Below are 23,707 nucleotides of genomic sequence, written 5' to 3' on the forward strand. Positions count from 1 at the left end.
TCAGTTGCGCTCGCGTCACGCACCACGGTCTACCGGATCAGGACCCACTACGAAGGTGAATCGCACAAATTGATCACGACCGAATACGTGCCCTAGTAGCCGGCACCGCCGTTGCCGCAGGCGTTGCTGCCGACCTGGCCCAGGGCCGTCGAGGCGATCGAGTCGCCGAGCGAGGCCGCGTGGGCACCGGGGACGGCCAGAAGGCTGAGGCCGGAGGCGGCCATCGTGACGGCGGCGGCCGAGGAGACGAGGCGGGTACGGACGCGGGACATGGAATCTCCAGAGCGGTAAGGGTGTGAGCAAGTCGGACCGCTGCGGGCACGCCTGACGTGCGGTCGGTGGCGGGCAGCGGGAGGTTCGGGCGCCGAGCCGGTGGAACGTTCGGTCGTCGTCCGGCGGACAGTGGTCGTCTCGGCCGGAGGTGGGGGCTCGGTTCGGCGGAGGCCGTCGCGGGCCGCGCGGCGCGAAGGCGCGAAGGCGCGAAGGCGCGAAGGCGGAAGTCTTCAGGTAGCAGGTGCTGCGGGTGCGGTCGGAGCGGCGGTCACCGGGCGGTGCGGTCCGTGGGCTCCGGGGGCTCCGGGGGCAGGTAGCGCCGCAGGAGCATCGGCGAGGTGCGGTGGCTGCGGGCGATCAGGCCGTGCGCGCGGCAGACGGCATCGGCAGGGTCGAGCCGGCCCGACGGGTCGGACGGGTCGCGGCTCAGCAGGTAGAGCAGGAGGTCGATCCGGTCGTCGGCGGGCTGTGCGCTGGCGTGCTGGAGTCCGTCGGAGGCCTCGGCGTGCGCCCAGAGGGCGTCCACGGCTTCGGCCGCTTCGGCCGCTTCGGCCGCCGCACCGGGGCGCCGGCGTTTCAGGCTGGCGTAGACGATGTCCATCCGGTGTTCAGCCACCCCAACCGAGGCTGGCCTGGGTGACGCTGCCCCAGCCGAGGCTGCCAGTTGAGGCGAGCGCGGCGGTCGTGGAGCTGGTGGGGACGCTTCCCCAGCCGAGGCTGGCCTGGGTGACGCTGCCCCAGCCGAGGCTGTCGGAGCCCGCGGTGGTGGAGGTGGTCGAGGTGGCGGTGACGGGCGTGGCGGGAGCGGTCCCGGCGCCGGTGGCCGCTGAGACGGCCGGGGTGATCAGGAGGGCGGTGAGCGAGACAGCGGCGACCGCGGCGGCCTGGACGATACGGGTGCGGATCATGACGGAGCCCTTCTGACGTGACGGGAGAGGTGTGCCGATCCGTTGAGGCGTCCCGCGGTTGACGCTCCGTTCGGCTGCCGTCCGGACCGGTCCCTGTCGGGCCTGCCTGGCGGCGATCACTACTCTCGCCGCTCGCCGACACCCCCGGAAGGCCTTCCCGCTGTCGCCAATCGGCCTGACGGGATCCGGACAGCGTGACGGGAACATGTCAGATTGTGGTGCGCGATACACAATCATCTCCCCGCCCAGAAGCTCCCATACCGTCATGAAGACCCCAATAATGATCTTGAACAAGGTGGCGTGCGCCTGTTTGGATGCGATCGACTGTTCGAGGACGACGGCCGACGTTTCGGGGGAACGCGAAATGCTGGAAGTACTGGGCCTGACTGCCGGGGCCACCGCCGTGTACCAGGTGATGCTCGACCACCCCGTGTACAGCGTGGACGAGATCGCCGCCGGCTGCGGCATGAGCCCCGCCGAGGTGCACGACCACCTCGAAGAGCTGAGCCGCCTCACCCTCGTCCGGGCCTCGGCCGAGCGTCCCGGCGAGATGCGCGCGGTCAGCCCCGACATCGGCCTGGCCGACATGCTCGCCACCCAGGAGGCGGAACTCGCCTCCCGCCAGGCGGCACTGGCCGCATCGCGGGCCGCCGTCACCCGCATGGTCGCGGACCGGGCCGAGCACCGCACGGCACACGGCGAGCGCCTGCTCGGCCTGGACGCCATCCACGCCCGCCTGGAGCGGATGGGCCGCAGCGCCACCACCGAGGTCCTCGCCAGCCAACCCGGCGAGCAGCGGCCCGATGACCTCGCCGCCAGCCGGCCCGCCGACGCCGAGGTGTTCGCCCGCGGCATCGGTATGCGCACGCTCTACCAGGACTCCACCCGCAACCAGCCCCACGTGGAAACGTACGCCCACTGGCTGCTCAGCCACGGCGGCGAGGTCCGCACCGCCCCCTCGATCCCGCCCCGCATGGTGGTGGTCGACCGCACCCAGGCCCTCGTCCCCATCGACCCCGAGGACAACCGCAAGGGCGCCCTCCACGTGACCGAACCCGGCATCCTGGCAGCACTGCTCGACCTGTTCGAACAGTCCTGGAACACGGCCGTGCCGCTCGGCGCCACCCAACCCGAGGATCCGCGCACCGGCCTCAGCGCCACCGAACGCGAACTGCTGCGCCTGCTGGGCTCGGGCCTGACCGACGACGCCGCCGGCCAGCGCCTCGGCATCTCCTCGCGCACCGTCGGGCGCCACATGTCCTCGATCATGGAGCGCCTGGGCGCGAGCAGCCGCTTCGAAGCCGGCATCAAGGCCGCCCACCGCGGCTGGCTCTGAACCTCCCCAAGGCGAGGAGCGGGTGGCACTCCGACCGCCCGGGCCCGGCGGGCAACAACCACCTGCACGTCACGCCGACGCCGGACCATCGGCGCTGACGCCACAGCTCAACAGCTGACCATCGGGTGACAGTAACGGTCCTCAAGGTGCCCACCGAACGACCGGCTCCGCAGTGGTGAACGGGGCAGCCGTGGCCCTCGGTCTCCTTGGCCGCGGCGATGGAGGGCTCGGCGGCGAGAAGACGCCGACGAAGGATGGAGCACGCGATCTTCCTGCGTCGGCGAAGCCAGCACGGGCGGGCTGCCTCACCCATGAGCAGGACTCAGCAGGTCCGCCCTTCAATGCCCGGCAGCACACTGGTACGCGCCGTTCAGCCAGGGAACTCGGTGCACCCGACGTCGCAGCTGCCTATGGTGACTTGCACGCCGGAAGCAGGAGAGGCGCAGCGGCACCAGTCACGGCCCAGGGAGGAGCTGTCCGGGGCGACCGGCCGGCTGCCGGCCGAGATCGACGCGGCGTTCGCGAGCGATCGGTGGGCGCTGCTGGACACGCGGACACCGCATTCCGGCGCCCGCGCCACCCTTGGGCTTGTTGCACGGTCGTCCGGGTTTCGGTGCAAGAACAGAGCCCCCTCCGTGACCTGTCTGTACTGATCAGAGCGCATCCAATGCCGCGTGGGCATCCGCCCGAAGCAGCACGGTGTCCGGCACAGAGGCGTCGCAACCCGCACCCGCTTCCCCCAGGACGCGACACATCTGATGACAACCTCCCGGCCACAGCCCCGACACCCACGCCGGGGACCGCCGCGCCCCGGTCGTAGCGGAGCCGGCAACCAGCCACCAGGAGGTGGTCCCCGGCGGCGACGGTCGGCTCGCCGAGGAGCTGCGCCACTCGCTCGCCGCGGACCATGGTGTGTGGGTTGCCACGGCGGCCTTCGCGGGCCCGACCGGCGGCGGATTCGACCGCACGTCCGGCCGCTCGGGAATCTGGTCGGCCGCCGGAGAGCTGATCGCTGAGGCGAGTGGTGCCCCGGACGACGTCGTGCGGGCGGTCTTCAGCAAGAGTTCGCCCTGATGGGGGGGGTCGTTCATCGTCGACGTTGCGGACGGCCGTCCCAGCGGTGAGTGGTCCACGCTCGTCGGATCAGGCTGCGGACGGTGATGTCGTCCGGCAGAGGTCCGAGCCCGTCCAGTAGGTCGAGAGCCGGGGCCAGGAGTGGGGAGTCGTGGCGGTTGGCACCGGCCAGGACACGGCCGAGCGGGATGCCACAGCCGTCGGTCGTCCCGGAGCGCTTCATGCCCTGCTTGCCCCGGTCGACGGGTGAGCGTCCAGCCGTCTCGCCGCGGGAGCGCCGGCGCGCCGGCCCGTGCGTGTCGAGGGCCGCCCGCAGCCGGCGCGCCGTCGCGGAGCTCACCTCGTCCACGTCCACGGGCCGGCCGCACCGTCCCGGGCCGGTGCGGCGGGCCGGCGGGCGTCAGGCCGGCGGGGGCCGGACGGCGACCGGGGAGGAGGCACCGGGGAGGAGGAGGCGGGGCGTGCCGGTGCCGTCGGCGGGGATGGCCCAGACGTCGGTGGCCTTGCCCGCCCGGGCCGGGAGGGCGTAGGCGAGGGTGGCGTCGTCGAGCCAGGCGGCCTGGTCGTCGACGCTGCGGGTCTCGGCCAGCGGGTGTTCGTGGAGGTCGGCCAGGTCGAGGACGTGGAGGCGCCAGGGCGCGGCGGGATCGGCGGAGACCTTCTTCTTGAAGGCGATCCGGGTACCGTCCGGGGAGAGCGAGGGGCATTCCACGTTCTCGCGCAGGGTGCGGGCCGACCAGGCCTTGAGGTCGCCCTCGACCAGGTGGGTGCGGCCGGCGGTGGAGACGGTGGCGTAGAAGCGGTTGTCGTCGGCGGCGAAGTTGACGCCCCAGTAGTTGACGTCGGCGGCGTGGTGGCGGGTGCCACCGATCGTCAGCGGGATCTCCTCGACGGACTTGATCAGGTAGCCGGTGCGCAGGTCGAGGATCGACGTGCGGGTGGAGAAGCGGTCCGCCGCGTAGGAGTCGCCGACGGCGAAGGTGGTCCAGGAGAGCACCTGGCCGGAGGGCGAGACCCGGGCCCGGTTGGGGATCCCGGGGACGATCACCGACCGGAGCTCGGTGAACCGCCGGTCGTAGACCACCGCCTGGGTCCGGGCAGGGGTGCCCGGCAGGGCGCGCAGGCACAGGGCGCGGTCCCCCGCGGCGTAGAAGCGGGCGCAGGACGGGCCGCCGGGCTCGCCGCCCGGGCTGCGGGCGACGCGGCCGGTGGCGGTGTCGCGGTAGTACAGACCGGGCTGATCGAGCGTGAACGAGACGTCCGCGGCGCTGAGTTGCTGTCCGCCGTCGCGTTGGCGGGCGTGCACCACGTAGCCGAGGGAGCCGCCCAGGAGGACGAGGGCGGCGAGGACCAGCAGGACCGTTCGCGACTTCATCGGCGCGCCTTCCTTCCCGGGAGGATCCGCCAGGCGGCGGTGAGTGCGGTGGCCAGGGCGAGGGCGGCCGCGACGAGGGCCGGGCGCGGCCCCCACCACGTCCAGGCCGCGCCGAACCCGGCCGCCCCGACCAGGCGGGCCAGGGCCTGTCCGGTCTGCAGGACGGCGAGGCCGCTCGCGCGTCCGGCGGCCGGGAGCGCGGGCGCCGCCAGCGCCATCAGCACGCCGTCGGTTGCGGCGTAGAAGACGCCGAGGAGGACCAGGACCAGCACGGCGGTCGGCGGGCCCGACGGGGCCAGGAGCGTCAGGTAGGCGGCGAGCAGCGCGCCGTGGCCGAGGAGGAACGGGATCCGCCGTCCGGCGCGGTCCGCGATCCGCCCGGCGGGGACGGCGAGCAGCAGGTAGCAGGCCGCCGCGCCGAGCGGCAGCAGGGGGAAGAGCGCGGCCGACAGGTCGAGGCCGCGTTGGAGCAGGAGGTAGAGGAAGGAGTCGCCGACGGTCGCGGCGCCCAGCAGCGCGGCGGCCGCGACCACCCGCCGGAAGGCGGGGTCGGCAGTCGACCGGGCGGCCGTACCGGTCGGGCCGGGTGCGGCGTTCGGCCCCGCGGCCGGGAGCGCGGCCGGGAGCGCGGACGGGACCGGGCGGGTCGATGCGGCCCGCGGCGGCGGTGCCGACGGGTCGGCCGGGACGAAGAGGCCCAGCACCACGACACCGAGCAGGCCGGTGGCGAAGCTGACCACGAACACCGCGTCGTACGCGTCCGCGGTCGCCCACAGCACCACGAAGGCGACCAGCGGGCCGAGCAGCGCCCCGGTCGTGTCCATCGCCCGGTGCACGCCGAACGCCCGGCCGAGGGTCTCCGGCGGTGCGCTGAGCGTGATCATCGCGTCCCGGGGTGCGGTGCGTACGCCCTTGCCGAGCCGGTCCGCGGCCAGCGCGGCGGCGATGCCGCCGGCGGCCCCGCCGGCCATCAGCAGGCCCAGCCGGGAGAGTGCCGACAGCAGGTAGCCGGCCCCGGCGACGGTCCGGTGCCGGCCGGAGCCGCGATCGGCGAGCCGCCCGCCGAGGAGCCGGACCAGTGCCGTGGCTCCGTTGAACAGTCCGTCGAGGAAGCCGAACTGGAGGGGCGAGAGGCCGAGACCCAGGACCAGGTAGAGCGGCAGCACGGCGGTGACCATCTCCGAGGAGACGTCCGTGACCAGGCTGACCGCGCCGAGCGCGAGGACCGTGCCCGGGACGCGCCGCCCCACCCGGCCGGGGTGGGGCGGCGCGTCCGGACGACGGCCCGTGGTGGCCAGGTACATCATCAGTGGCAGCTGTAGGTCGGGCTGGTGTCCTTGGCCTTGCCGTCCGTCCCGACGAAGCTCCAGCCGTACCCGGAGTCGGTGAGGTCCAGCTTCAGAACGCCGTAGTCGCCGCTGATCCGCTTCTGGCTGTTCGGCTGGACCTGCTCGATCGGGTACGGCTCGGCGCCGCCCATCCCGCCGACGATCTCGACGATCCCGTCGGCGGTGGCCTTCCCGTCCGGGTCCTGCGGGGCGAACCGCTCGTAGTGGTGGTCGTGCCCGTTGAGCACCAGGTCCGCCCGGGCGTCGTAGAGGATCCGCCACACCGGCCGGGAGACCGGGTCGTTGCCGTGCCCGCCGGAGGAGTACAGCGGGTGGTGCCAGTAGGCGGCGACGCACTTGCGGGTGTTGGCCGCGAGGTCGGCCTTGAGCCAGTCGATCTGGGCGCTCTGGTCGAAGGCGTTGGAGTCGAGGGCGACGAAGTGCCAGTTCCCCTCGTCGAAGCTGTACCAGCTCTTGCCCTGCGGGTAGGCGATGCTGCCGAAGTACGCCTTGTACCCGGAGAGCGAGCCGGCCGGGTCGTAGGTCTCGTGGTTGCCGGGGACGGGGTGGGTCTTCGCCTTGAACGCGCCCCAGCTCTTGTCGTAGTAGGCGCGGAAGTCCGACAGCCGGGCGTCGTCGTACTGGTTGTCACCCATCGTCAGATAGAACTTCGGGTCGATCTTCTGGGCGAGGGCGGCGGTCTTCGGGTGCGCGCAGGCGCTGTCCGAGGCGGTGCACTGCGCCGCGATGTCACCGGCCGCGACGACGGTGAACGCCCCGCCCGGGGCGGTCGCGGTCGGCGAGGGTGTGGCGGTCGGCGAGGGCGTGGTGTCCGTGACCCCGTAGACCTCCATCTCGAACAGCGAGTACCCGTAGGACGTGCCGCGGGCCGTGCCGTACATCCGGACGTACCGGCCCTTGCCGGTCAGCCCGGTCCAGTCGTCCGTGCCGCCGTTTCCGTCCTTCTCCTCGGCGACGGTGATCCAGGTCGCCCCGTCCGCCGACACCTCCAGCCGGTACGCCTTCGCGTACGCGGCCTCCCAGGAGAGCTTGATCCGCGAGACGGTGGCGTCCGCCCCGAGGTCGACCCGCAGCCACTGCGGGTCCTTCCCCTCCGCGCTCGCCCACCGGGTACCGGTGTTCCCGTCGAACGCCTTGCCCGCCGCGTAGGACGAGCCCTCCGTGGACGAGGCCGTGGCGGCCTTGCCCCGCGAGAGCAGCGGATCGGCCGCCGCTCCCGCCCGCCCGGACCAGCCGAGCAACAGTCCGCCGACCAGCACGAGCACCGCGGCGAACACTCCGATGTGAACAGGCCTTACCGAGACTTGGGGACGCATCCCTGAACTCCCTGACCTCGAACGACGGCGAGAGCTGGACTCCGGCGGGACCCGCACGCGATCCCCGCCGGTCGAGCGGTGGTTCCCTCACCACTGCGGCGGCCGGGTCAGAGCTCTCGCTGAGCGCGTCACGCCCCGAGCGAGGGGGCGCCGCGCCAAGCCGCCGCCGAGAGCCTAGTGAAAAGTAAAGTTTCCTGACAATAGGCCGGGCGTGCCGAAATCCCTCGGATCGACGGGCACCGGCCTACGCACGACTTGTGACCGAGGACGTGCCGGAGCCCATGCCCGGGCCCGATGCCCCACAGCGTGCCGTGGCCCGGATCCTGGTGGCGGGCGTCAAACCGTTTGCAAGGATCCGCCAAGAGCGCCGGGAAAGGCTGGTCGGGTTCCGCGCGGCCGCCCGGACGCGGCCCGCGACCCGGGCCGTCGAGCGGCCGTGGCCGGGCGCCCGGTCACCGGGCACCGACACATCCCCCCACTCTCGTACGGAGATCCCTATGCGGCAGCGTCCGAAACTCGTCCTGGTCGGCCAGTTCTCCGCTCTTCCCTGGGTGTTCGAAGGCGCGGAGCGCGCCGGTGTCGATCTGATCCTGGCGCCCCGGGGCGATGACGACCCCGAGCGGGCCCGCAAGGCCCCCGGGGTGGTCGAACTCCTGCCCCTGGACGTCGACGGGGATCCCGACGCGGCGGTGGCCGCGCTGGTGGAGCGGTTCGCCCGCCAGCCGTTCGACGGGATCATGGCGGGCAACGAGAAGGTCGTCCCCTTCGTCGCCCGGGCCGCGCGGGTGCTCGGGCTGACCGGCCTGACCGAGGAGGCCGCGGCGGTCGTCCGGGACAAGCGCAGCATGCGCCGGCTGCTCGCCACCGCCGGCCTGGCCGTGCCCGGGTTCGTCGCCGTCGGCCACCCGGACGACTGGGCGGAGGCGGCGGGCCTGCGCTTCCCGGTCGTGGTCAAGCCGGCCGACGGCTACTCCAGCCTGGGCGTGATCCGGGTCGACTCCGCCGGGGAGCTGGAGCGGGCGGTGCGCACCACCTGGGCGCTGTGCGACACCCACCTGGGGTACGACGACGGGGCGGCCGACGGCACCGGGGTGCTGGTCGAGGAGTACCTGGACGGCCCCGAGATCTCCGCCGAGTCGCTGGTGCACAACGGCCGGGTCCGGGTCTGCGCCGTCAGCTACAAGGGGGAGCTGAGCGGTCCGTACTTCGAGGAGACCACGCTGCGGGCCCCCGCCCGGCTCCCGGCGGACGTCCTGGCGGCCGTCGAGCGGGAGGTGGTCGGTGCGCACCACGCCTTCGGCGTCACCGAGGGCACCACCCACACCGAGCTGCGTCTGGTCTCGGGCACCCGGCCGGTGCTGCTGGAGATGGGGGCGCGGATCGGCGGCGGCGGGTTCATGCACCACCTGGTGCACGTCAGCAGCGGGATCGACCTCGCGGCGGAGGCGGTCCGCATCCACCTCGGCCGGGAGCCCGAGTGCTGGAGCACGGAGCCGGTGGGCACCGGGCACGCGGCGGCGTACCTGGTGCCGGTGGGCGGCGGCGGCCGGATCGCCCGGGTGCACGGCCTGGACGAGGTGCGCGAGGAGCCGTGCGTGGACCACGTGGTGCGGACGGTCGGCCCCGGCGCGCTGCTGCGGCCGTACCCGGACTGGTCCGGGTACCCGGCGATCGTGCTGTCGCACCACGCGTCGGACGCCGCGGCGGTGGAGTTCCGCGACCACCTGGCGCGGACCCTCAGGGTCGAGTACGACGGGCGGAGCTGAGGTGCCGCTCCGGTCGGCCGGCGCACCGGGGAGGCTGCCGGGGCCGTTCTGGTGGCTCTGGGGCGGAACGCTGGTCACCTCGGCGGGCGGCTTCGTGGTGCCGTTCATGGCGATCTACCTCACCACGGTGCGCGGCTACTCGGTCTTCTTCACCGGCCTGACGCTGACCACGTTCGGGGTGGGCAGCGGGATCGCCTCGCTGTTCGGCGGCATCCTGGCGGACCGGGTGGGGCGGCGGACGGTGCTGCTGGCGAGCGAGGTCCTCACCGTCGCGGGCATGCTGGGGCTGGGCCTGGCCCACGGCCGGGTGCCGGTCCTGCTGTTCACCCTCACGGTGGGGGTCGGCCTGAACGCCACCCGCCCGGCCCGCGCGGCGGCCGTCGCCGACCTGGTGGCCCCGGAGGACCTGCCGCGGGCGTACTCGCTGATCTACTGGGCCACCAACCTGGGCTTCTCGGTGGCCGCCGTGACGGCCGGGCTCGCCGCCTCCCACGGATTCCTGCTGCTGTTCCTGGTCAACGCGGTGGCCAATCTGCTCGCCGGCGTCATGGTGTACCTGCGGGTGCCGGAGACCCGCCCGCCGCCGGAGAGCGCCGGGGTGCCGGACGCGGCCGGTGCGCAGCGCCCGCCGCACCGCGCGCCGGGCTTCCCGGTCCTGCTGGGCTCGGTGCTGATGCTCGGTCTGATGTTCCAACAACCTCTGGTGGCACTGCCGTTGACGATGACGGCGGACGGCCTCTCGGCCGCCGACTACGGCGCGGCGATGATGATGAACGGTCTCGTCATCGCAGTGCTCCAGCTCCCGCTGACCCGGCTGGCCGGGCGGCTCCGACCGGAACACGCGCTGGCTGTGGCGACCCTGGTGACCGGTCTCGGCATGGGGCTGACGGCCGCCGTGCACGGCACCGTCGGGTACGGGGCGACCGTCGTGCTGTGGAGCCTGGGCGAGATCGTCGTCTGGCCGACGTGCATGGCGCTGGTGGCCGCACTGTCGCCCCCCGACCGGCAGGGCGGCTACCAGGGCTGGTTCCTGTCGGTCTGGAGCGTGTCGGTGGCCCTGGCCCCGGTGCTCAGCGCGCGGGTGATCGAGGCGTCCGGCACCACCGCGGTGTGGGGCGCCTGCCTGTGCCTGGCCGTGGTCTGCGCGGGCTGCCACCTGCTGCTGGCCCGGCTGCGCGGGGAGCGCCGGACCGAGGCCGCCCCCGGCGAGAGGGCAAGCGTCACGCACTCCTGATCCACCTCCGGCCGCCGCCCCGACCGGCGGCGGGGCCGCGCTCCCGACAGCCTGTCGGCTCCTCCCGTGGACGACCGCGCGGGGGGAGTCGACGCACGCCCACCCGCCGTCACCGTCCGTAGTCGTCCGGAAGGGAACTTCCCGGTCCGACGGCGGGTTTCACCGTCACCCGATCCGGGGTAGCCTGCCAGCATTCATGATTCACATGACAGTGACATGACCAGCAGAGCGCTGTGCCGTTGTACCGGACGCAGACGGATCGCGGCTGGTCACGCCAAGGGAGGCCCCGCCATCGCCACTCCACGCCGTCCGCGCAGCGCCCCGTCCAGACGCCCGGCCTGACTGCGCCCGAGACGACACCCGTCGACGGTTCCCGCGCCCTCCCCAGCTCCCCCCAGCACCGCCGGACCGGCAACCGTCGGTGACGGCAAGGAACGGCGACCCCACGGAACCGACGACTCCCCCGAGGCCCCGCCGTCGACACCCCCGGACGGCCGGCCGCCCGACATCCCCGGCCATGTTCGGACATGACCCGAACCACGCCGTGCCCCGGCTCACCCCGGCGGTCACGGCGGGTGCACCAGCTGTCTTGCCTGACGGGATGTGATGAGATGAGCCGAGTCGACAACGCCGCTTCCGATCTCGTGTTACGGAGCCCCGCACCGATCAGGGTGCTGGGACAGATGTCCGTGCTGGCCGGCCGACGGGCACTCGACCTGGGCCCGCCGCGTCAACGGGCCCTGCTGGCCCTGCTGTTGATCAACGCGGGCCGGGTGGTGTCGGTCTCCGGGATCGTCAGCGCGATCTGGGGCTCCTCACCGCCGCAGGCCGTCGTCGGCACCCTCCAGTCGTACGTCTCCCGGCTGCGCAAGGCGATCGACGGCCACTCGCCCGCCCCCTCCAAGGACAGGCTGCTGGCCCTGCGGTACCAGGCCCCCGGCTACGTCCTGGAGGTCGACCGGGACTGCATCGACGCCAGCCGGTTCCAGTCCGCCGTCGAGGCCGGGCGCGAGCAGTTCGCCCGCGGGGACCTGGCCGCGGCCCGCGGCACCGTCGACGAGGCGCTCGGCCTCTGGCACGGCACCCCGTACGGGGAACTGGCCGCCTACGACTTCGCCCAACTGGAGTCCGCCCGGCTCGAACAGCTGCGCCTGGTGGGACTGCAGACCTGGGCCGACGCCAGCCTCGGCCTGGCCCGGTACGACGAGGTGGTGCGCGGACTCGACGACGAGGTCCGGCGCAACCCGATGCTGGAACGGCTGGGCTGCCAGCTCATGCTGGCGCAGTACCACTGCGGCCGGCCCGCCGAGGCACTGCTGACCTTCGAACGGATCCGGGCCCACCTCGCCGAGGAACTGGGCGCCGACACCAGCAAGGAACTCCAGGAGCTGCACGGCGCGATCCTGCGTCAGGACCTCGTGCACGCGGGCGGGCGGACCGCCTCCCCGGCCGCCCCGCGTCCCCGCCTCACCCTGGTCGCCGACGTCGACGCGCTGCGGCCGCCCAGCCCGGGCCCGGCAGTTTCGGGCCCCGCCCCGGCGCTCACCCCCGCCCCCGCCGCCGTGCCCGAACCGCCGCGCCCCGCACCGGCGTCGGCCCCCTCCCCCACCCCGGCGGCCGTCGCCCCGGCCGTCGCACCAGCCGCCCCGCCCGCCGGACGGCTGATCGGCCGCACCCGGGAACTGGCCACCCTGCGGGCGCTCACCGCACCCGGCCGCCGCGGCCGCACCGTCCTGGTGATCGGCGAACAGGGCGTCGGCAAGACCCGGCTGCTCCAGGAGCTGGCCGGCGGACTGCCAGCCGCCGGACTGGACGCCGTCTGGGCGCACTGCGCCGCCGGCCCCGAACTCCCCGAGTACTGGCTGTGGACCCGGGTCGTCCGCAAGCTCCGCCGCACCAGGGCCGCCGAACTGGCCACCCTGCCCGAGCCCGTCCTGGACACCCTCGGCATGCTGCGCCCGGACCGCGCGCCGGGCCCCGCGGGCACCGAGGCGCCGCTCTCCCCCGCCCGGCACCTGGCCTTCCAGGACGCCGTCTGCCAGGCCCTGCTGACCGCCGCCCGCCGCCCGCTGGTGCTCTTCCTGGAGGACCTGCACCTCGCCGACACCGGCACCCTGGCCCTCCTCCAACTGCTCACCAAGGAGCTCGGCGACAGCGACCTGCTGGTGGTCGCGACCGTCCGGGAGCACCGGCTCGCCCAGCGCCCCGAACTCGGCGGAGCGGTCGCCGACCTGCTCCAGGAGGTCGCCGCCGAGTACCTGCACCTCGACGTGCTCTCGCTCGCCGAGACGAGGGCCCTGATCAACCGCACCGGGGGCGAGCCGCCCACCTGGGACCTGGTGTCGGCCGCCCACCGCGCCACCGGCGGCAACCCCTACCTGCTCACCAAGCTGCGGCCGACCGCCACCGCCGTGACCGGACCCGCCGAACCGGCCGCCCCGCTCTCCTTCGACCTGCGGCTGGTGCTGGGCGCCCGCCTGGCCGAGTGCCCGGAGGGCGTCATCCGGGTGCTGCAGACCTGCGCGGTGATCGGCCCGGCCGTGGACCGCCGGCTGCTCACCGACGTCCTCACCGGACTGGGCGAGCCACCGGGCCTGGTCCACGACGCGCTGCACAGCGGGCTGCTGCGCCCCGATCCGGTCGACCCGCACGGCTTCAGGTTCGCGCAGGGGCTGGTGCGGGACATGCTGCTCGCCGACCTCGAACCGGTCCACCGCGCCCGGCTGCACCACCGGGTGGCGGTCGCGCTGGCCGACGGCGCCGTCGGCAGGGCCCGCACCGACTGCGCCGAGACCATCGGCTACCACTGTGGCCGGGCGGCGCAGGAACTCGACCTGCGCGAGGCGGTGCAGCCCCTGGTCGGCATGGGCGACCTCGCCGAGCGCCGGCGGCTGCACTCCGAGGCGCACGCCTGGCTGTCGCAGGCCATCGACGTACTGCGCGGCCAGCCCCGGAACCGGTCCGTCGCGGCCGAGCTGGAACTGCAGAAGCGGGTCGTGTGGCTGCTGTCGATGACCCTCGGCTACGGGTCCCCGGCGGTCACCGACGCCTGCACCCGGGTCGAGGTGCTGCAGAAGACCCTCGACAACACCCGGCCCACCGCGCTGTTGGCCTCCCGGGTCATCATGCACCTGGCCGGCGGCGACCTGCCCCGGGTGTCCGGGATCGTCGCGCTGCTGGACGAGTCGGCCGAGCACGGCGGCGGGACCGAGGCCCGGACGGCCGCCTGCTACGGCAAGGGCGTGCTGTGGTTCACCGCCGACCGGCTGGAGGAGGCCGTCGCCGAACTGGAACGCGGACTCCCGCTGGTCGACGCGCAGGGCGCGGAGGAGCGGGCGGACCGGTTCATGGGCCTGTCCCGCAGCGACCCCAGGATCAACTACCGCGTCCACCTGGCCGTCAGCCACGTCCTGCTCGGCGACACCGCCGCCGCCGAGCGCTACCGCGAGGAGCTGCTGCAGCTCTCCGAGTCGGACAGCTGCGACCGGCCGTGGGACCGCACCTTCGCCCTCTACGCCGACGCCCTGCTGGCCGTCCTCGACGGGGACGTGGAACGGGCCTGGCAGGCCTCCACCGCCGGGGTCGACCTCACCGTCCGCTGCCAGCTGGGCCACTGGCAGAACATGCTGTCCGTGCTGCTCGGCTGGGCCGAGGTGCGCCGCGGCCGACCCGGCGTGGGACTGCGGCGGATGCGCTGGGCTCTGGACGCCGCGGCCCGCTCCGGCACGGTCTTCCGGCGGGCGCTGCACCTGGGGCTGCTCGCCGACGCGGAGCAGCACGCCGGACTGCCGGACCTGGCCCGCGCGACGGCGCGGACCATGGCCGACGAGATCGAGCTGCGCGGCGAGCACGTGCTGCGGCGGACGCAGTGGCCGTTCGCGGCCCTGCTCGCCGGGGCGGCGCGGTAGCCCGGGGCGGCGGCACGGCGGCGCTGCCGTGCCGCCGCCCCGGGCCCGGCCCGCCGACGGGTCAGCGCACGTGGCCGTCGGGGCCGACCCGCGAGAGCACCGTGCGCAGGCCGTCGACGAGCAGGTCCGCGTCCTGCCGGGTGAACACCAGCGGCGGATTGATCACCAGCGCGTACGGGTTGGTCCGCAGGATGATGCCCGCCTGCTCGCGCAGCGCGTCCGCCACCTCGGTGGTGCCCTGCGGCAGCGGCCGCCGGGCCTCCTTGTCCGAGGTCAGCTCGACGGCCAGCATCAGCCCGACCCCGCGGACCTCCGCCACCACGGGCAGGTCCAGCAACCGCGTCAGCCCGTCCTTCAGGTGTGCGCCGACGGCGGCCGCGTTGGCCGCCAGCCCCTCGCGCTCGATGATGTCCAGGTTGGCCAGGGCGACCGCGCACGCGGTCGGGTGCCCGGTGTAGGTGTAGCCCACCGGAAAGCCCTGCTCGCCGGTCACGGTGTCGGCGACCTCGTCGGAGACCAGCACCGCCCCGTGCGGGAGGTACCCCGAGGTGAGGCCCTTGGCGGTGACCAGGATGTCGGGCACCACCCCGACGTGCTCGGCGGCGAACCAGTGACCGGTGCGGCCGTACCCGGTGACCACCTCGTCCAGGATCAGCAGGATGCCGTAGGAGCGCAGCAGTTCCGCGACCCGCGGCCAGTAGTCGGCCGGCGGGACGACCGCGCCGATGCCGCCCATCACCGGCTCGCCGATCATCGCGGCGATCCGCTCCGGCCCGATCCGCTCGATCGACTCCCGCAGTTCGGCCAGGCAGAACTCGGTGACGTCGGCGCCGGAGAACAGCTCCCGGCGGTAGGGGTGCGGCGGCGTCAGGAAGTGCACGTCCGGCATGCTGGGGCCGAACCCGGTGTGGTAGACCGGGAATCCGGACACGCCGCCGCTGCCGTAGCCGATGCCGTGGTAGCCCATCGTGCGGGCCAGGATCCAGGTGCGCTGCGGCTCGCCGCGCCGGTGGTGGTGGAGCCGGGCCATCCGCAGCGCGATCTCGTTGCCCTCCGCGCCGCCGCTGGTGAAGTACGTCCGGCGCAGCCCTCCCGGGGCCAACCCGGCGAGCCGGGTGGCGAGTTCCACCGCCCGGTCGTTGGTCACGGTGCCCCAGGTGTGGAAGTACTCCAGCCGGGTCATCTGCTCGGCGGCGGCCCGGGCGAGCTCGGCGCGGCCGTGGCCCACCTGGGTCACGCCGAGGACGGCGGAGGCGTCCAGGTACTCGCGGCCGGCTGCGTCGGTGACCCGGCAGCCCGAGCCGGAGACCAGGACCGTGCGGTCCGTCCGGTGCGCCGGCAGCGTGGGGTGGATGAGCGTCGCGCGGTCCGCGGCCGCGAGCCCCGTGCCGGTCGCACCGGGGGCGGTGGCAGTTGCTGGGTTCAAGGCGAGCTCCTAAGGATCGGGTGAGGCCCGCCACCACGCTGTCAGCGACCCCTTGGCGTCCGCTGGACGTCCCGCTCCGCGCCGCCGCCCGGCCGTTCCGGACCGGCGGAGGCGGCGCGTCAAACGATTCGCAAGAGCCGGGTGCCACCGTCGACGGCACCCTCCTCCGCTTCCAGCCGTGGCGTCGCCGCACGGCACGAAAGGACGACCCGTGAAGTCCATCCTCTTCTACCTGCCGACGGTCGGCAGCCACGACCAGGTGCTCAAGGGCATGTCCGGGGTGAACCGGCAGAACTACCGGAACATGCTCTGGCAGCTCACCGAGCAGGCCCGGGCGGCCGACGAACTCGGTTACTGGGGGCTCTCGTTCACCGAGCACCACTTCCACGTCGAGGGCTTCGAGGTGTCCAACAACCCGATCATGCTGGGCCTGTACCTGGCCATGCAGACCAAGGAGATCAGGGTCGGCCAGATGGCCAACGTGCTGCCCTTCCACAACCCCCTGCGGCTCGCCGAGGACCTGGCGATGCTCGACCACATGACCCGGGGCCGGACCTTCGTCGGGATCGCGCGCGGCTTCCAGAAGCGGTGGGCCGAGATCATGGGCCAGCCGTTCGGGGTCGGCGGGACGCTCTCCGACGCCGGCGCCAACGACCGGCGCAACCGGGCGCTGTTCGAGGAGCACTGGGAGATCCTCAAGAAGGCGTGGACCACCGAGACCTTCTCGCACAGCGGCGCCCAGTGGACGATCCCGCCCAAGGACCTGGAGTTCCCCTACGACGCCGTCCGCAGCTTCGGCCGCGGCCTCGACGAGAACGGCGTGGTGCAGGAGGTCGGCATCGCCCCGAAGCCCTACCAGCACCCGCACCCGCCGGTGTTCCAGCCGTTCAGCTTCAGCGAGGACACCTTCCGGTTCTGTGCCCGCGAGGGCGTGGTGCCGATCCTGATGAACACCGACGACCGGATCGTGAGCCGGCTGATGGACCTCTACCGGGAGGAGGCCGCGGCCGCCGGGCACGGCGAGCTGCGGCGCGGCGAGCGGATCGGGGTGATGAAGGACGTGCTGGTGGCCAGGGACGCCGACGAGGCCCACCACTGGGCGGCCCGCGGCGGCGGCTTCGTCTTCGAGAACTGGTTCGGCCCGATGGGCTTCACCGAGAGCCTGCGCCGGGTCGGCGAGACCGGCCCGATCGGCGCGGACTACCGGACCCTGGTCGAGCGCGGCCTCGAATGGGTCGGCACCCCCGACGACATCAACCGCAAGATCGAGAAGCTGGTGACCCAGCACGACCCCGAGTACCTGCTGCAGTGCCAGTACTCCGGCCTGATCCCGCACGACGTGCAGATGCGCAGCCTGGAGCTCTGGGCGACGGAGATCGCGCCCAACTGGCTTTGAGACCGGCGGGGCGGCCCGGCACCCCGCCGCGGCACGGTCCCGTCCCGGCGCGGCACGTCCGGGCACGTCCCGGCACGTCCGGGCACGTCACGTCCTGGCACGTCACGTCCTGGCACGTCATGGCACGACACCGACCGACCGTCCGGCCCCCGCGGGCCGCTCATCACGGAGGAGAAGCCGGTGGACCACCGCGTCTTCGCACTGGACAGCCTCCCGCTGGCCGACGGGGGGACCCTGCCTTCGGCCGGGATCGCCTACGCCGTCCACGGGACGCTCGACGCCGACGGCCGCAACGCCGTCCTGTGCCCGTCCTACTTCGGCGGCGACCACACCGCGTACGACTGGCTGATCGGGGAGGGCAGGCCGCTGGACACCCGGCGGTACTGCGTCGTCACCGTCGGCCTGTTCGGCAACGGCGTCTCCAGCTCGCCGAGCAACCACCCGCTGGGGGCGGCCTTCCCCCGGATCAGCCCGCAGGACAACGTCGACGCCCAGTACCGGCTGCTCACCGAGGAGCTGGGGGTGACCGAACTGGCGCTGGTGACCGGCTGGTCGATGGGCGCGGCGCACGCCTACCAGTGGGCGGTGTCGTACCCGCGGATGGTCCGCCGGATCGCCCCGTTCTGCGGGTCCGCGGCGACCAGCGAGCACAACCGGGTGTTCCTGGCGGCGCTGGCCGCCGCGCTGCGCGCCGACGGGAGCGCGGACGGGAGCCCCGACGGAGGCGCCGACCGGGGCCGGCGGGCGGCGGGCCGGGTCTTCGCCGGGTGGGCGGCCTCGCACCCGTTCTGGGCCCAGGGCGCCTACCGCGAGCTGGGCTTCGCCTCCCGGGAGGAGTACCTCACCGGCTTCTGGGAGGAGTTCTTCGTCGCCGGGCCGTCCACCGAGGACCTGCTGACCATGATCGACACGTGGGCCCGGGCCGACGTCGGGGCGACGCCGGGCTTCGACGGCCGGACGGAGGCCGCACTGGGCTCGGTCACCGCCGAGGCGGTGCTCCTGCCGGGCGCCCGTGATCTGTGCTTCGCGGTGGAGGACGAGGCGAGGGCGGCCGCCCTGATGCCCCGGGCCGCCCTGCGGGTGATCCCGGGCGTGTGGGGCCACCTGGCCGGTGCGGGGGCGAGCGCCGCCGACCGTGCGTTCATCGGCGGGGCGATCACCGCCCTGCTGGCGACGCAGCCCGCGGCCGTCTGAGGGCCGCCGGCCCCGTGCACGGCAGTGCCCCCAGGAGGCGGACCTCCCGGGGGCACTGCCGTGGATGCCGGACCGCCGGCGGCCCGGTCACGTCACTCACGTCACGGCAGGTGACGTCGCGCCCCGGCCGGCCGGGGCGGATCAGGTCGAGTAGTCGGCGTTGAGCCGCACGTAGCCCTCGGTCAGGTCGCAGCCGTAGACGGTGAAGGCACCGGCGGCGATGCCGAGGTCGATCCCGATGACCACCTCGGGGCCCTGCATCTGCTTGGCGACGGCGGCGCGCAGCTCGCCCTCCCCCTCGGCGCCGCGCCCGCTCGGCGGGTAGACCTCGACGTCGCCGAAGCGGATGGTGACCTTCTCCTGGTCGACGTCCGTGTCGTCGGAGCACTTGCCGATCGCCATCGCGACCCGGCCCCAGTTCGGGTCGCCGCCGTGCACGGCGGTCTTCACCAGCGGGGAGTTGACCACGGCCTTGCCGATCCGCTTGGCCTGTGCGGTGTCCCGCGCGCCCGAGACCTGGACCTCGATGAGCTTGCCGGCGCCCTCGCCGTCGCTCGCGATGTCCTTGACCAGGGCGAGCGCCACGTCGTACAGCGCCTGTTCGAAGGCGGCCGGGTCGACGGCGCCGGCCAGGCCGTTGGCGAACAGCGCGGCGGTGTCGCTGGTGGAGGTGTCGGTGTCGATGCTGACCGCGTTGAACGTCCGGTCCATCACCCGGCGGAAGATCCGGTCCTGCTCCTCGGGGTCGAGCAGCGCGTCGGTGGCGAAGAAGGTCAGCAGGGTGGCCATGTCGGGCTCGATCATCCCGACGCCCTTGGCGATGCCGATCACCACGGCGTCGCCGACCCGGGCGCGGGCGGTCTTGGGCCGGGTGTCGGTGGTCATGATGGACCGCGCGGCGCGGTCGAAGCCGCCCTCGGGCAGCGGGCCGGTCATCGTCCCGATGTGGTCGAGGATCCCGGCCATCGGGTACTGGCGGCCGATCACACCGGTGGATGCGATCAGCAGTTCGTCCTCGGCGAGACCGAGCGCCCGCGCCGTGGCGGCGCGGACCTCGCGGGCGTTCGCCTCCCCCTGGGCGCCGGTGGCGACGTTCGCGTTGCGGGCCAGCACGACGACGCCCCGGGCGCTGCGGTCCGCGGCGGCGGCCCGGCTGAGGGTGACGCTGGGGCCGGCGAAGCGGGAACGGGTGAAGACCGCGCTGACCACGGCCGGTCGGGTCGAGACCAGGACGGTGAAGTCGTCCCGCCCGTCGTCACCCAGTCCGACCGGCGCGGTGTGCACCGCGAACCCCCGTGGCTCGTCCGCTGCGATTTCGGTCATGGTCCATCGTCTCCCGAGAGGCCAGGTGCACCGGCGTGCCGACACGCCGGTGCGGTGTCCGGTCGATCCCATCATGTGCGGTCTGTCAGGTCGAGTCGGCGCGGTGCCGACCGGCGATGCCCGGCCAACTCGTCCGCGCCGGGCGGCCGTACGGCCGGAGGGCCCGCAGGCGGCCGACGACGGTCGGTCCTGCGGGCCCTCCGGGCCGGGCGGCGGGTCGGGGCGCGGCGGGTCAGGGGCGCGGGGTGAAGTCGACGACGTCACCGGCCCGTTCGCCGCCCGACAGGGCGCCGCCGCGGTCGGTGCGGATGTAGACCCGGTGCAGCCAGCGGTCCTTGCCGTCCCAGCGCGGGGTGAACGGCGTCCGGGCGTGGGTGGTCCGGAAGTTGTCGATGACCAGGACGTCCCCGGGGACGAGGTGCACCGCCTCCGTGACCTCGTCCAGCGCCTTGGAGAGCGCGGCGACGGCCTCCACGTCCCGGGGGTCCTCGGGCGCGAGCAGTTCGCGGTCGTAGCCGAGGAACGGGTCGGCCGGGTCCCCGTACAGCGGGCGGACGTTGGCGATCGCGCCGGGGTCCTCCACGCCGCCGCGGAAGGACACGTCCACGCAGCAGGGCACCGGCCGGTCGTACAGGTGGGCGCGGAACCGGGCGGGCACCAGCGGCAGCGCGTTGCGGATCGAGCCGACCAGGGTGGCGGCCTTGCGCTCGTGGTCGGCCCGGGAGCAGGCGAGCATCACGTAGTCGGGCTGCTGCACGTGGTACGCCATCTCGGTGTGGAACTCCAGCAGCGTCTCGGAGGTCTCCGAGGACAGGTGGTGGGCGCCGGGCGACGGGTACACGTCGTGGTAGACGGTGGCGGAGCGCAGCTCCCGGTAGCCGGTGTGCAGGCCGAGCCGGCGCCCGACGATGCCGAGCATGGCCTCCATGAGCAGCAGGGGGCGGTCCGCCGGCGCGGGGGTGCTGCTCGGGGTGGCGGGCAGCGCGTCGTCGGCGTCCACCGGCAGGCCGCGCAGCAGGAGGTAGCCGTCGGTGCTGCCGCGGCTGTTGAAGTCGTCCAGTGCCGCGGCCAGGCCGGCGGGGAGGTCGGCGGCCGCGGCGTGCGCGGTGTCGAGGAAGGCGGGCAGGTCCGCGCGCGGGATCTGCGGCAGCCGGGCGGCGAGCGTCCGCAGGGCGGCCGCGTGCTCGGAGCAGTCCAGGACGGTCACGGGGTGGTCCTCTCTCGGGTGTGGGCGCGGGCGTACTGGTACAGGAGTTCCGCGCCGATTTCGGTGGCCAGGACGGAGGTGATGCCGCCGTGGTCGTAGAGCGGGGAGACCTCCATGACGTCGAAGCCGACGGGTGAGAGGTCGCCGATCCCGCGCAGCAGCGCCAGCACCTCGCGGGAGGTCGGGCCGCCCGGGGCGGGGGTGCCGGTGCCGGGGGCGAAGGCCGGGTCGACCACGTCGACGTCGACGGAGACGTACAGGGGCGCGTCGCCGACGAGTTCGCGCACCAGGCGGGCGGTCGCGGCGGGGCCGCGTTCGCAGAAGTCGTCGGAGGTGACGATCCGCACGCCGTGGCCGCGGGCGTAGTCCAGCGAGTCGGGCTGCGGGTTGTGGCCCCGGATCCCGATCTGGACCATGCGCTGCGGGTCGACGAGCTTCTCCTCGATGGCGTGCCGGAACGGCGTGCCGTGGTGGTACTCGCCGCCGTAGAACGCCGGGTTGGTGTCCGAGTGCGCGTCCAGGTGCAGGACGGCGACCGGCCCGTGCTTGGCGGCGACGGCGCGCAGCGCGGCGAGCGTCAGCGAGTGGTCGCCGCCGAGCATCAGGAAGGCGCCGTTGTCGTCCAGCAGTTCGGTCAGCCGCAGCTGGGCGTGCTCCATGGCGATGTGCATGTTGAACGGGGTGAGGTCGATGTCCCCCGCGTCCACGCAGCTGATCAGGTCGAAGGTTCCGGGCCCGCGGTCGATGCCGACGCCGTGGATGAGCCCGGACTCGTTGCGGATCGCGCGGGGCCCGAAGCGGGCACCGGGGCGGTAGCTGGTGCCGCCGTCGTACGGTGCGCCGATGACCACGACGTCCCGGCCGTGCGGGTCGGGGTCGTGCGGCAGGCGCATGAAGGTGGGGATCTGCGCGTACCGGGGGGAGACCTTGATGTCGATGCGCTCCACGCGGTTCTCGCTCCTCTCTGTCGTGCTGCTGCGGTCGGCGCCGGGGGTGCCGCTGGTGCGTCCGGTGGCCGGGCCGGGCCTGCGGCGGGCGGGCGTCACGGGCGGGCCGGCAGTGCGTCGTGCTCCAGGGCGTCGGCGACCAGCTGCACCACGTCGGCGGTGGCCACCTCGTCGGGGTGCCGGCCGTCGACGACGACCCGGTCGAACAGGTGCTGCACGACGAGCTCCTTGGCCCGGTGCACCCGGTCCCCGGGCACCCCGGCGTCGGTCAGCAGCCGGCTGAACGAGCTGGTGGTGCCCGAGCCCTCGTGCACGCCGAGCTTGGGGCGGGTGACGGTCTCGTGCGGGAGCAGGTCCGTCATGGCCTCGCGCAGCACCCACTTGTCCCGGCCGTGGCGCCGCTTGAGCCCGGACTCCAGCGACACCAGCAGGTCCAGCACCTCGCGGTCCCAGAACGGGTGGGTCGACCAGTGCCCGGCGATCCCGGACAGCACCGGGGTCATCTCGTTCAGGCCGTCGAAGGTGGCCATGTCGTGGGCGAGGGCGCTGTCCAGGGCCGGGAGCCGGTTCTCCCGGTGCATGCCGCCGAGCGGGATGTCGGCGCCGTAGCCGGTGAGGATGCGCCGCCCGGGGCCCTCCAGGCGCAGGTACAGGGCGGTCAGCGGCAACAGGTACTCGATGATGTCCGGATCGAGTGACTCGGCGGCCCAGACCGCGTGCGGGAGCCGGCGCAGCAGGTCGTCGGTGTGGACGGTCAGCTCCCGGTGGGCGGAGCCGAGGTGTTCGGCGACCACCCTGGCCTGCGGGAACTCGTCGGCGAGGTCGGTGCCCATCGACACGGTGTCGACGGGTCCGGTCCGGTGGTGGGCGGTCAGTGCGGCGACGCTGGAGGAGTCGATGCCGCCGGAGAGCACCACCAGCGGGGTGTCCGGGCCGGTGCGGGCGCGGACGGCGCGGTCCAGGGCGAGCCGAACGGCCTCGGTGGCCTCCTGTTCGGCCATGATCCGGCGGGCCGGCGTGGGGGCCCAGGTGCGGTGGTCGGTGAAGTCCGCGGTGGCCACCCCGATCTCCAGGACGGTCCCGGCGGGCACCTGGTGGGTGCCGGGCAGCCGGCGGACCCGGCGCGCGGCCGTGATCCGCCGGCCGACCGGCGCGGCCCGCAGGGCCTTCGCCTCGGTCGCCGCGAGGACGGTCCCGGGGACGGCGCTCACGTACAGCGGCACGGAGCCGGCGTGGTCGGTGGCCAGCAGCACCCGGCCGCCGTCCGCGACCACGGCCGCGAACCGCCCGTTGAGCAGCCGGAACGCGTGCAGGTCGTAGGTGTCGACGAGGGCGAGCAGCAGGTCCGCGTCGGTGACCGGCCCGGCCTGCGCGCCGAGCAGGGTGAGCAGCTCGTCCCGGTTGTAGAGCTCCCCGGCGAGCAGCACCGTGCGGCCCCGCCGGTGGGCGTGGGCGGCGTCGGGTGCGCCGGAGTGCAGCAGGACGGCGTCCAGGCCCGGTCCGCCGGGCCGGGCCCGGAGGACGGCGCGCGGGCCGGCGGAGGCGAACACCGCCTCGGGGGCGGCGGGGTCCGCTCCCCGGGGGGCGGGGGCGGGGAACGCCCCGGGGGACCGGCCGCCGTCGTACTGGACGGCGGCCAGGAACCCGGTGGCGGCGGGCAGTGTCGACGCCATCG

Annotated in this window: 18 protein-coding genes and 1 pseudogene; 7 read left to right on the forward strand and 12 right to left on the reverse strand. The window is 74.0% G+C overall.

Annotation, left to right across the window (positions count from 1 at the left end; genetic code table 11):
• Positions 1 to 92 precede the first annotated feature (92 nt).
• From ACZ7KX_RS32705 to ACZ7KX_RS32715, 3 genes are all read right to left on the reverse strand, one after another.
• A complete protein-coding gene (locus ACZ7KX_RS32705) occupies positions 93 to 272 on the reverse strand; it encodes a hypothetical protein (RefSeq protein WP_470329628.1) in 180 nt (59 codons plus the stop codon).
• A 269-nt stretch (positions 273 to 541) separates the two neighbouring features.
• Positions 542 to 889: a hypothetical protein gene (locus ACZ7KX_RS32710; RefSeq protein WP_470329629.1), complete on the reverse strand. Its 348-nt coding sequence runs from the start codon at positions 887 to 889 to the stop codon at positions 542 to 544.
• Positions 882 to 1,181: a hypothetical protein gene (locus tag ACZ7KX_RS32715; protein ID WP_470329630.1), complete on the reverse strand. Its 300-nt coding sequence runs from the start codon at positions 1,179 to 1,181 to the stop codon at positions 882 to 884. The genes ACZ7KX_RS32710 and ACZ7KX_RS32715 overlap by 8 nt, the downstream gene beginning before the upstream one ends.
• A gap of 364 nt (positions 1,182 to 1,545) precedes the next feature.
• Here ACZ7KX_RS32715 and ACZ7KX_RS32720 point away from each other — a divergent pair, with 364 nt between their 5' ends.
• Both ACZ7KX_RS32720 and ACZ7KX_RS32725 read left to right on the forward strand, forming a co-directional pair.
• Entirely contained in the window at positions 1,546 to 2,517 is a 972-nt protein-coding gene (locus ACZ7KX_RS32720; protein WP_470329631.1) for a helix-turn-helix transcriptional regulator, read from the forward strand.
• 846 nt (positions 2,518 to 3,363) lie between these two features.
• Positions 3,364 to 3,591, forward strand: coding sequence for a hypothetical protein (locus ACZ7KX_RS32725; RefSeq protein ID WP_470329632.1), 228 nt, complete (start codon positions 3,364 to 3,366; stop codon positions 3,589 to 3,591).
• A gap of 13 nt (positions 3,592 to 3,604) precedes the next feature.
• On the opposite strand, the pseudogene ACZ7KX_RS32730 reads toward ACZ7KX_RS32725, so the two are convergent.
• From ACZ7KX_RS32730 to ACZ7KX_RS32745, 4 genes and pseudogenes are all read right to left on the reverse strand, one after another.
• A pseudogene (locus tag ACZ7KX_RS32730) lies at positions 3,605 to 3,859 on the reverse strand (IS5/IS1182 family transposase); the annotation flags it as partial.
• A 132-nt stretch (positions 3,860 to 3,991) separates the two neighbouring features.
• On the reverse strand, positions 3,992 to 4,966 hold the full coding sequence (locus ACZ7KX_RS32735; RefSeq protein ID WP_470329633.1) for a TolB family protein: 975 nt from the start codon (positions 4,964 to 4,966) through the stop codon (positions 3,992 to 3,994).
• A complete protein-coding gene (locus ACZ7KX_RS32740; protein WP_470329713.1) occupies positions 4,963 to 6,270 on the reverse strand; it encodes an MFS transporter in 1,308 nt (435 codons plus the stop codon). The genes ACZ7KX_RS32735 and ACZ7KX_RS32740 overlap by 4 nt, the downstream gene beginning before the upstream one ends.
• A gap of 2 nt (positions 6,271 to 6,272) precedes the next feature.
• Entirely contained in the window at positions 6,273 to 7,631 is a 1,359-nt protein-coding gene (locus ACZ7KX_RS32745; RefSeq protein WP_470329634.1) for a discoidin domain-containing protein, read from the reverse strand.
• A 497-nt stretch (positions 7,632 to 8,128) separates the two neighbouring features.
• Here ACZ7KX_RS32745 and ACZ7KX_RS32750 point away from each other — a divergent pair, with 497 nt between their 5' ends.
• From ACZ7KX_RS32750 to ACZ7KX_RS32760, 3 genes are all read left to right on the forward strand, one after another.
• On the forward strand, positions 8,129 to 9,397 hold the full coding sequence (locus ACZ7KX_RS32750; RefSeq protein WP_470329635.1) for an ATP-grasp domain-containing protein: 1,269 nt from the start codon (positions 8,129 to 8,131) through the stop codon (positions 9,395 to 9,397).
• Between the two features lies 1 nt (position 9,398).
• Positions 9,399 to 10,631, forward strand: a complete 1,233-nt coding sequence (locus ACZ7KX_RS32755) for an MDR family MFS transporter (RefSeq protein ID WP_470329636.1) — start codon at positions 9,399 to 9,401, stop codon at positions 10,629 to 10,631.
• A 683-nt stretch (positions 10,632 to 11,314) separates the two neighbouring features.
• Entirely contained in the window at positions 11,315 to 14,539 is a 3,225-nt protein-coding gene (locus ACZ7KX_RS32760; RefSeq protein WP_470329637.1) for a BTAD domain-containing putative transcriptional regulator, read from the forward strand.
• Positions 14,540 to 14,600: 61 nt separating this feature from the next.
• On the opposite strand, the gene ACZ7KX_RS32765 is transcribed toward ACZ7KX_RS32760, so the two are convergent.
• A complete protein-coding gene (locus ACZ7KX_RS32765) occupies positions 14,601 to 15,965 on the reverse strand; it encodes an aminotransferase family protein (RefSeq protein WP_470329638.1) in 1,365 nt (454 codons plus the stop codon).
• 211 nt (positions 15,966 to 16,176) lie between these two features.
• On the opposite strand from ACZ7KX_RS32765, the gene ACZ7KX_RS32770 reads away from it, so the two are divergent.
• Positions 16,177 to 17,361 (forward strand): LLM class flavin-dependent oxidoreductase, encoded by a 1,185-nt coding sequence (locus ACZ7KX_RS32770; protein WP_396551764.1) that lies wholly within the window; start codon positions 16,177 to 16,179, stop codon positions 17,359 to 17,361.
• Positions 17,362 to 17,541: 180 nt separating this feature from the next.
• On the forward strand, positions 17,542 to 18,555 hold the full coding sequence (locus ACZ7KX_RS32775; RefSeq protein WP_470329639.1) for an alpha/beta fold hydrolase: 1,014 nt from the start codon (positions 17,542 to 17,544) through the stop codon (positions 18,553 to 18,555).
• A gap of 141 nt (positions 18,556 to 18,696) precedes the next feature.
• Here the strand turns inward: ACZ7KX_RS32775 and argJ are convergent, their stop codons facing one another.
• From argJ to ACZ7KX_RS32795, 4 genes are all read right to left on the reverse strand, one after another.
• Positions 18,697 to 19,878, reverse strand: coding sequence for a bifunctional glutamate N-acetyltransferase/amino-acid acetyltransferase ArgJ (gene argJ / locus ACZ7KX_RS32780; RefSeq protein ID WP_030554724.1), 1,182 nt, complete (start codon positions 19,876 to 19,878; stop codon positions 18,697 to 18,699).
• Between the two features lie 232 nt (positions 19,879 to 20,110).
• Positions 20,111 to 21,085, reverse strand: a complete 975-nt coding sequence (gene cs1, locus ACZ7KX_RS32785) for a clavaminate synthase Cs1 (protein ID WP_470329640.1) — start codon at positions 21,083 to 21,085, stop codon at positions 20,111 to 20,113.
• On the reverse strand, positions 21,082 to 22,032 hold the full coding sequence (gene speB / locus ACZ7KX_RS32790) for an agmatinase (RefSeq protein ID WP_350525849.1): 951 nt from the start codon (positions 22,030 to 22,032) through the stop codon (positions 21,082 to 21,084). The genes cs1 and speB overlap by 4 nt, the downstream gene beginning before the upstream one ends.
• Before the next feature lie 95 nt (positions 22,033 to 22,127).
• Positions 22,128 to 23,705, reverse strand: coding sequence for an asparagine synthase-related protein (locus ACZ7KX_RS32795; RefSeq protein ID WP_470329641.1), 1,578 nt, complete (start codon positions 23,703 to 23,705; stop codon positions 22,128 to 22,130).
• Positions 23,706 to 23,707: the final 2 nt, after the last annotated feature.

Source organism: Kitasatospora sp. NPDC038210 (assembly GCF_055600605.1).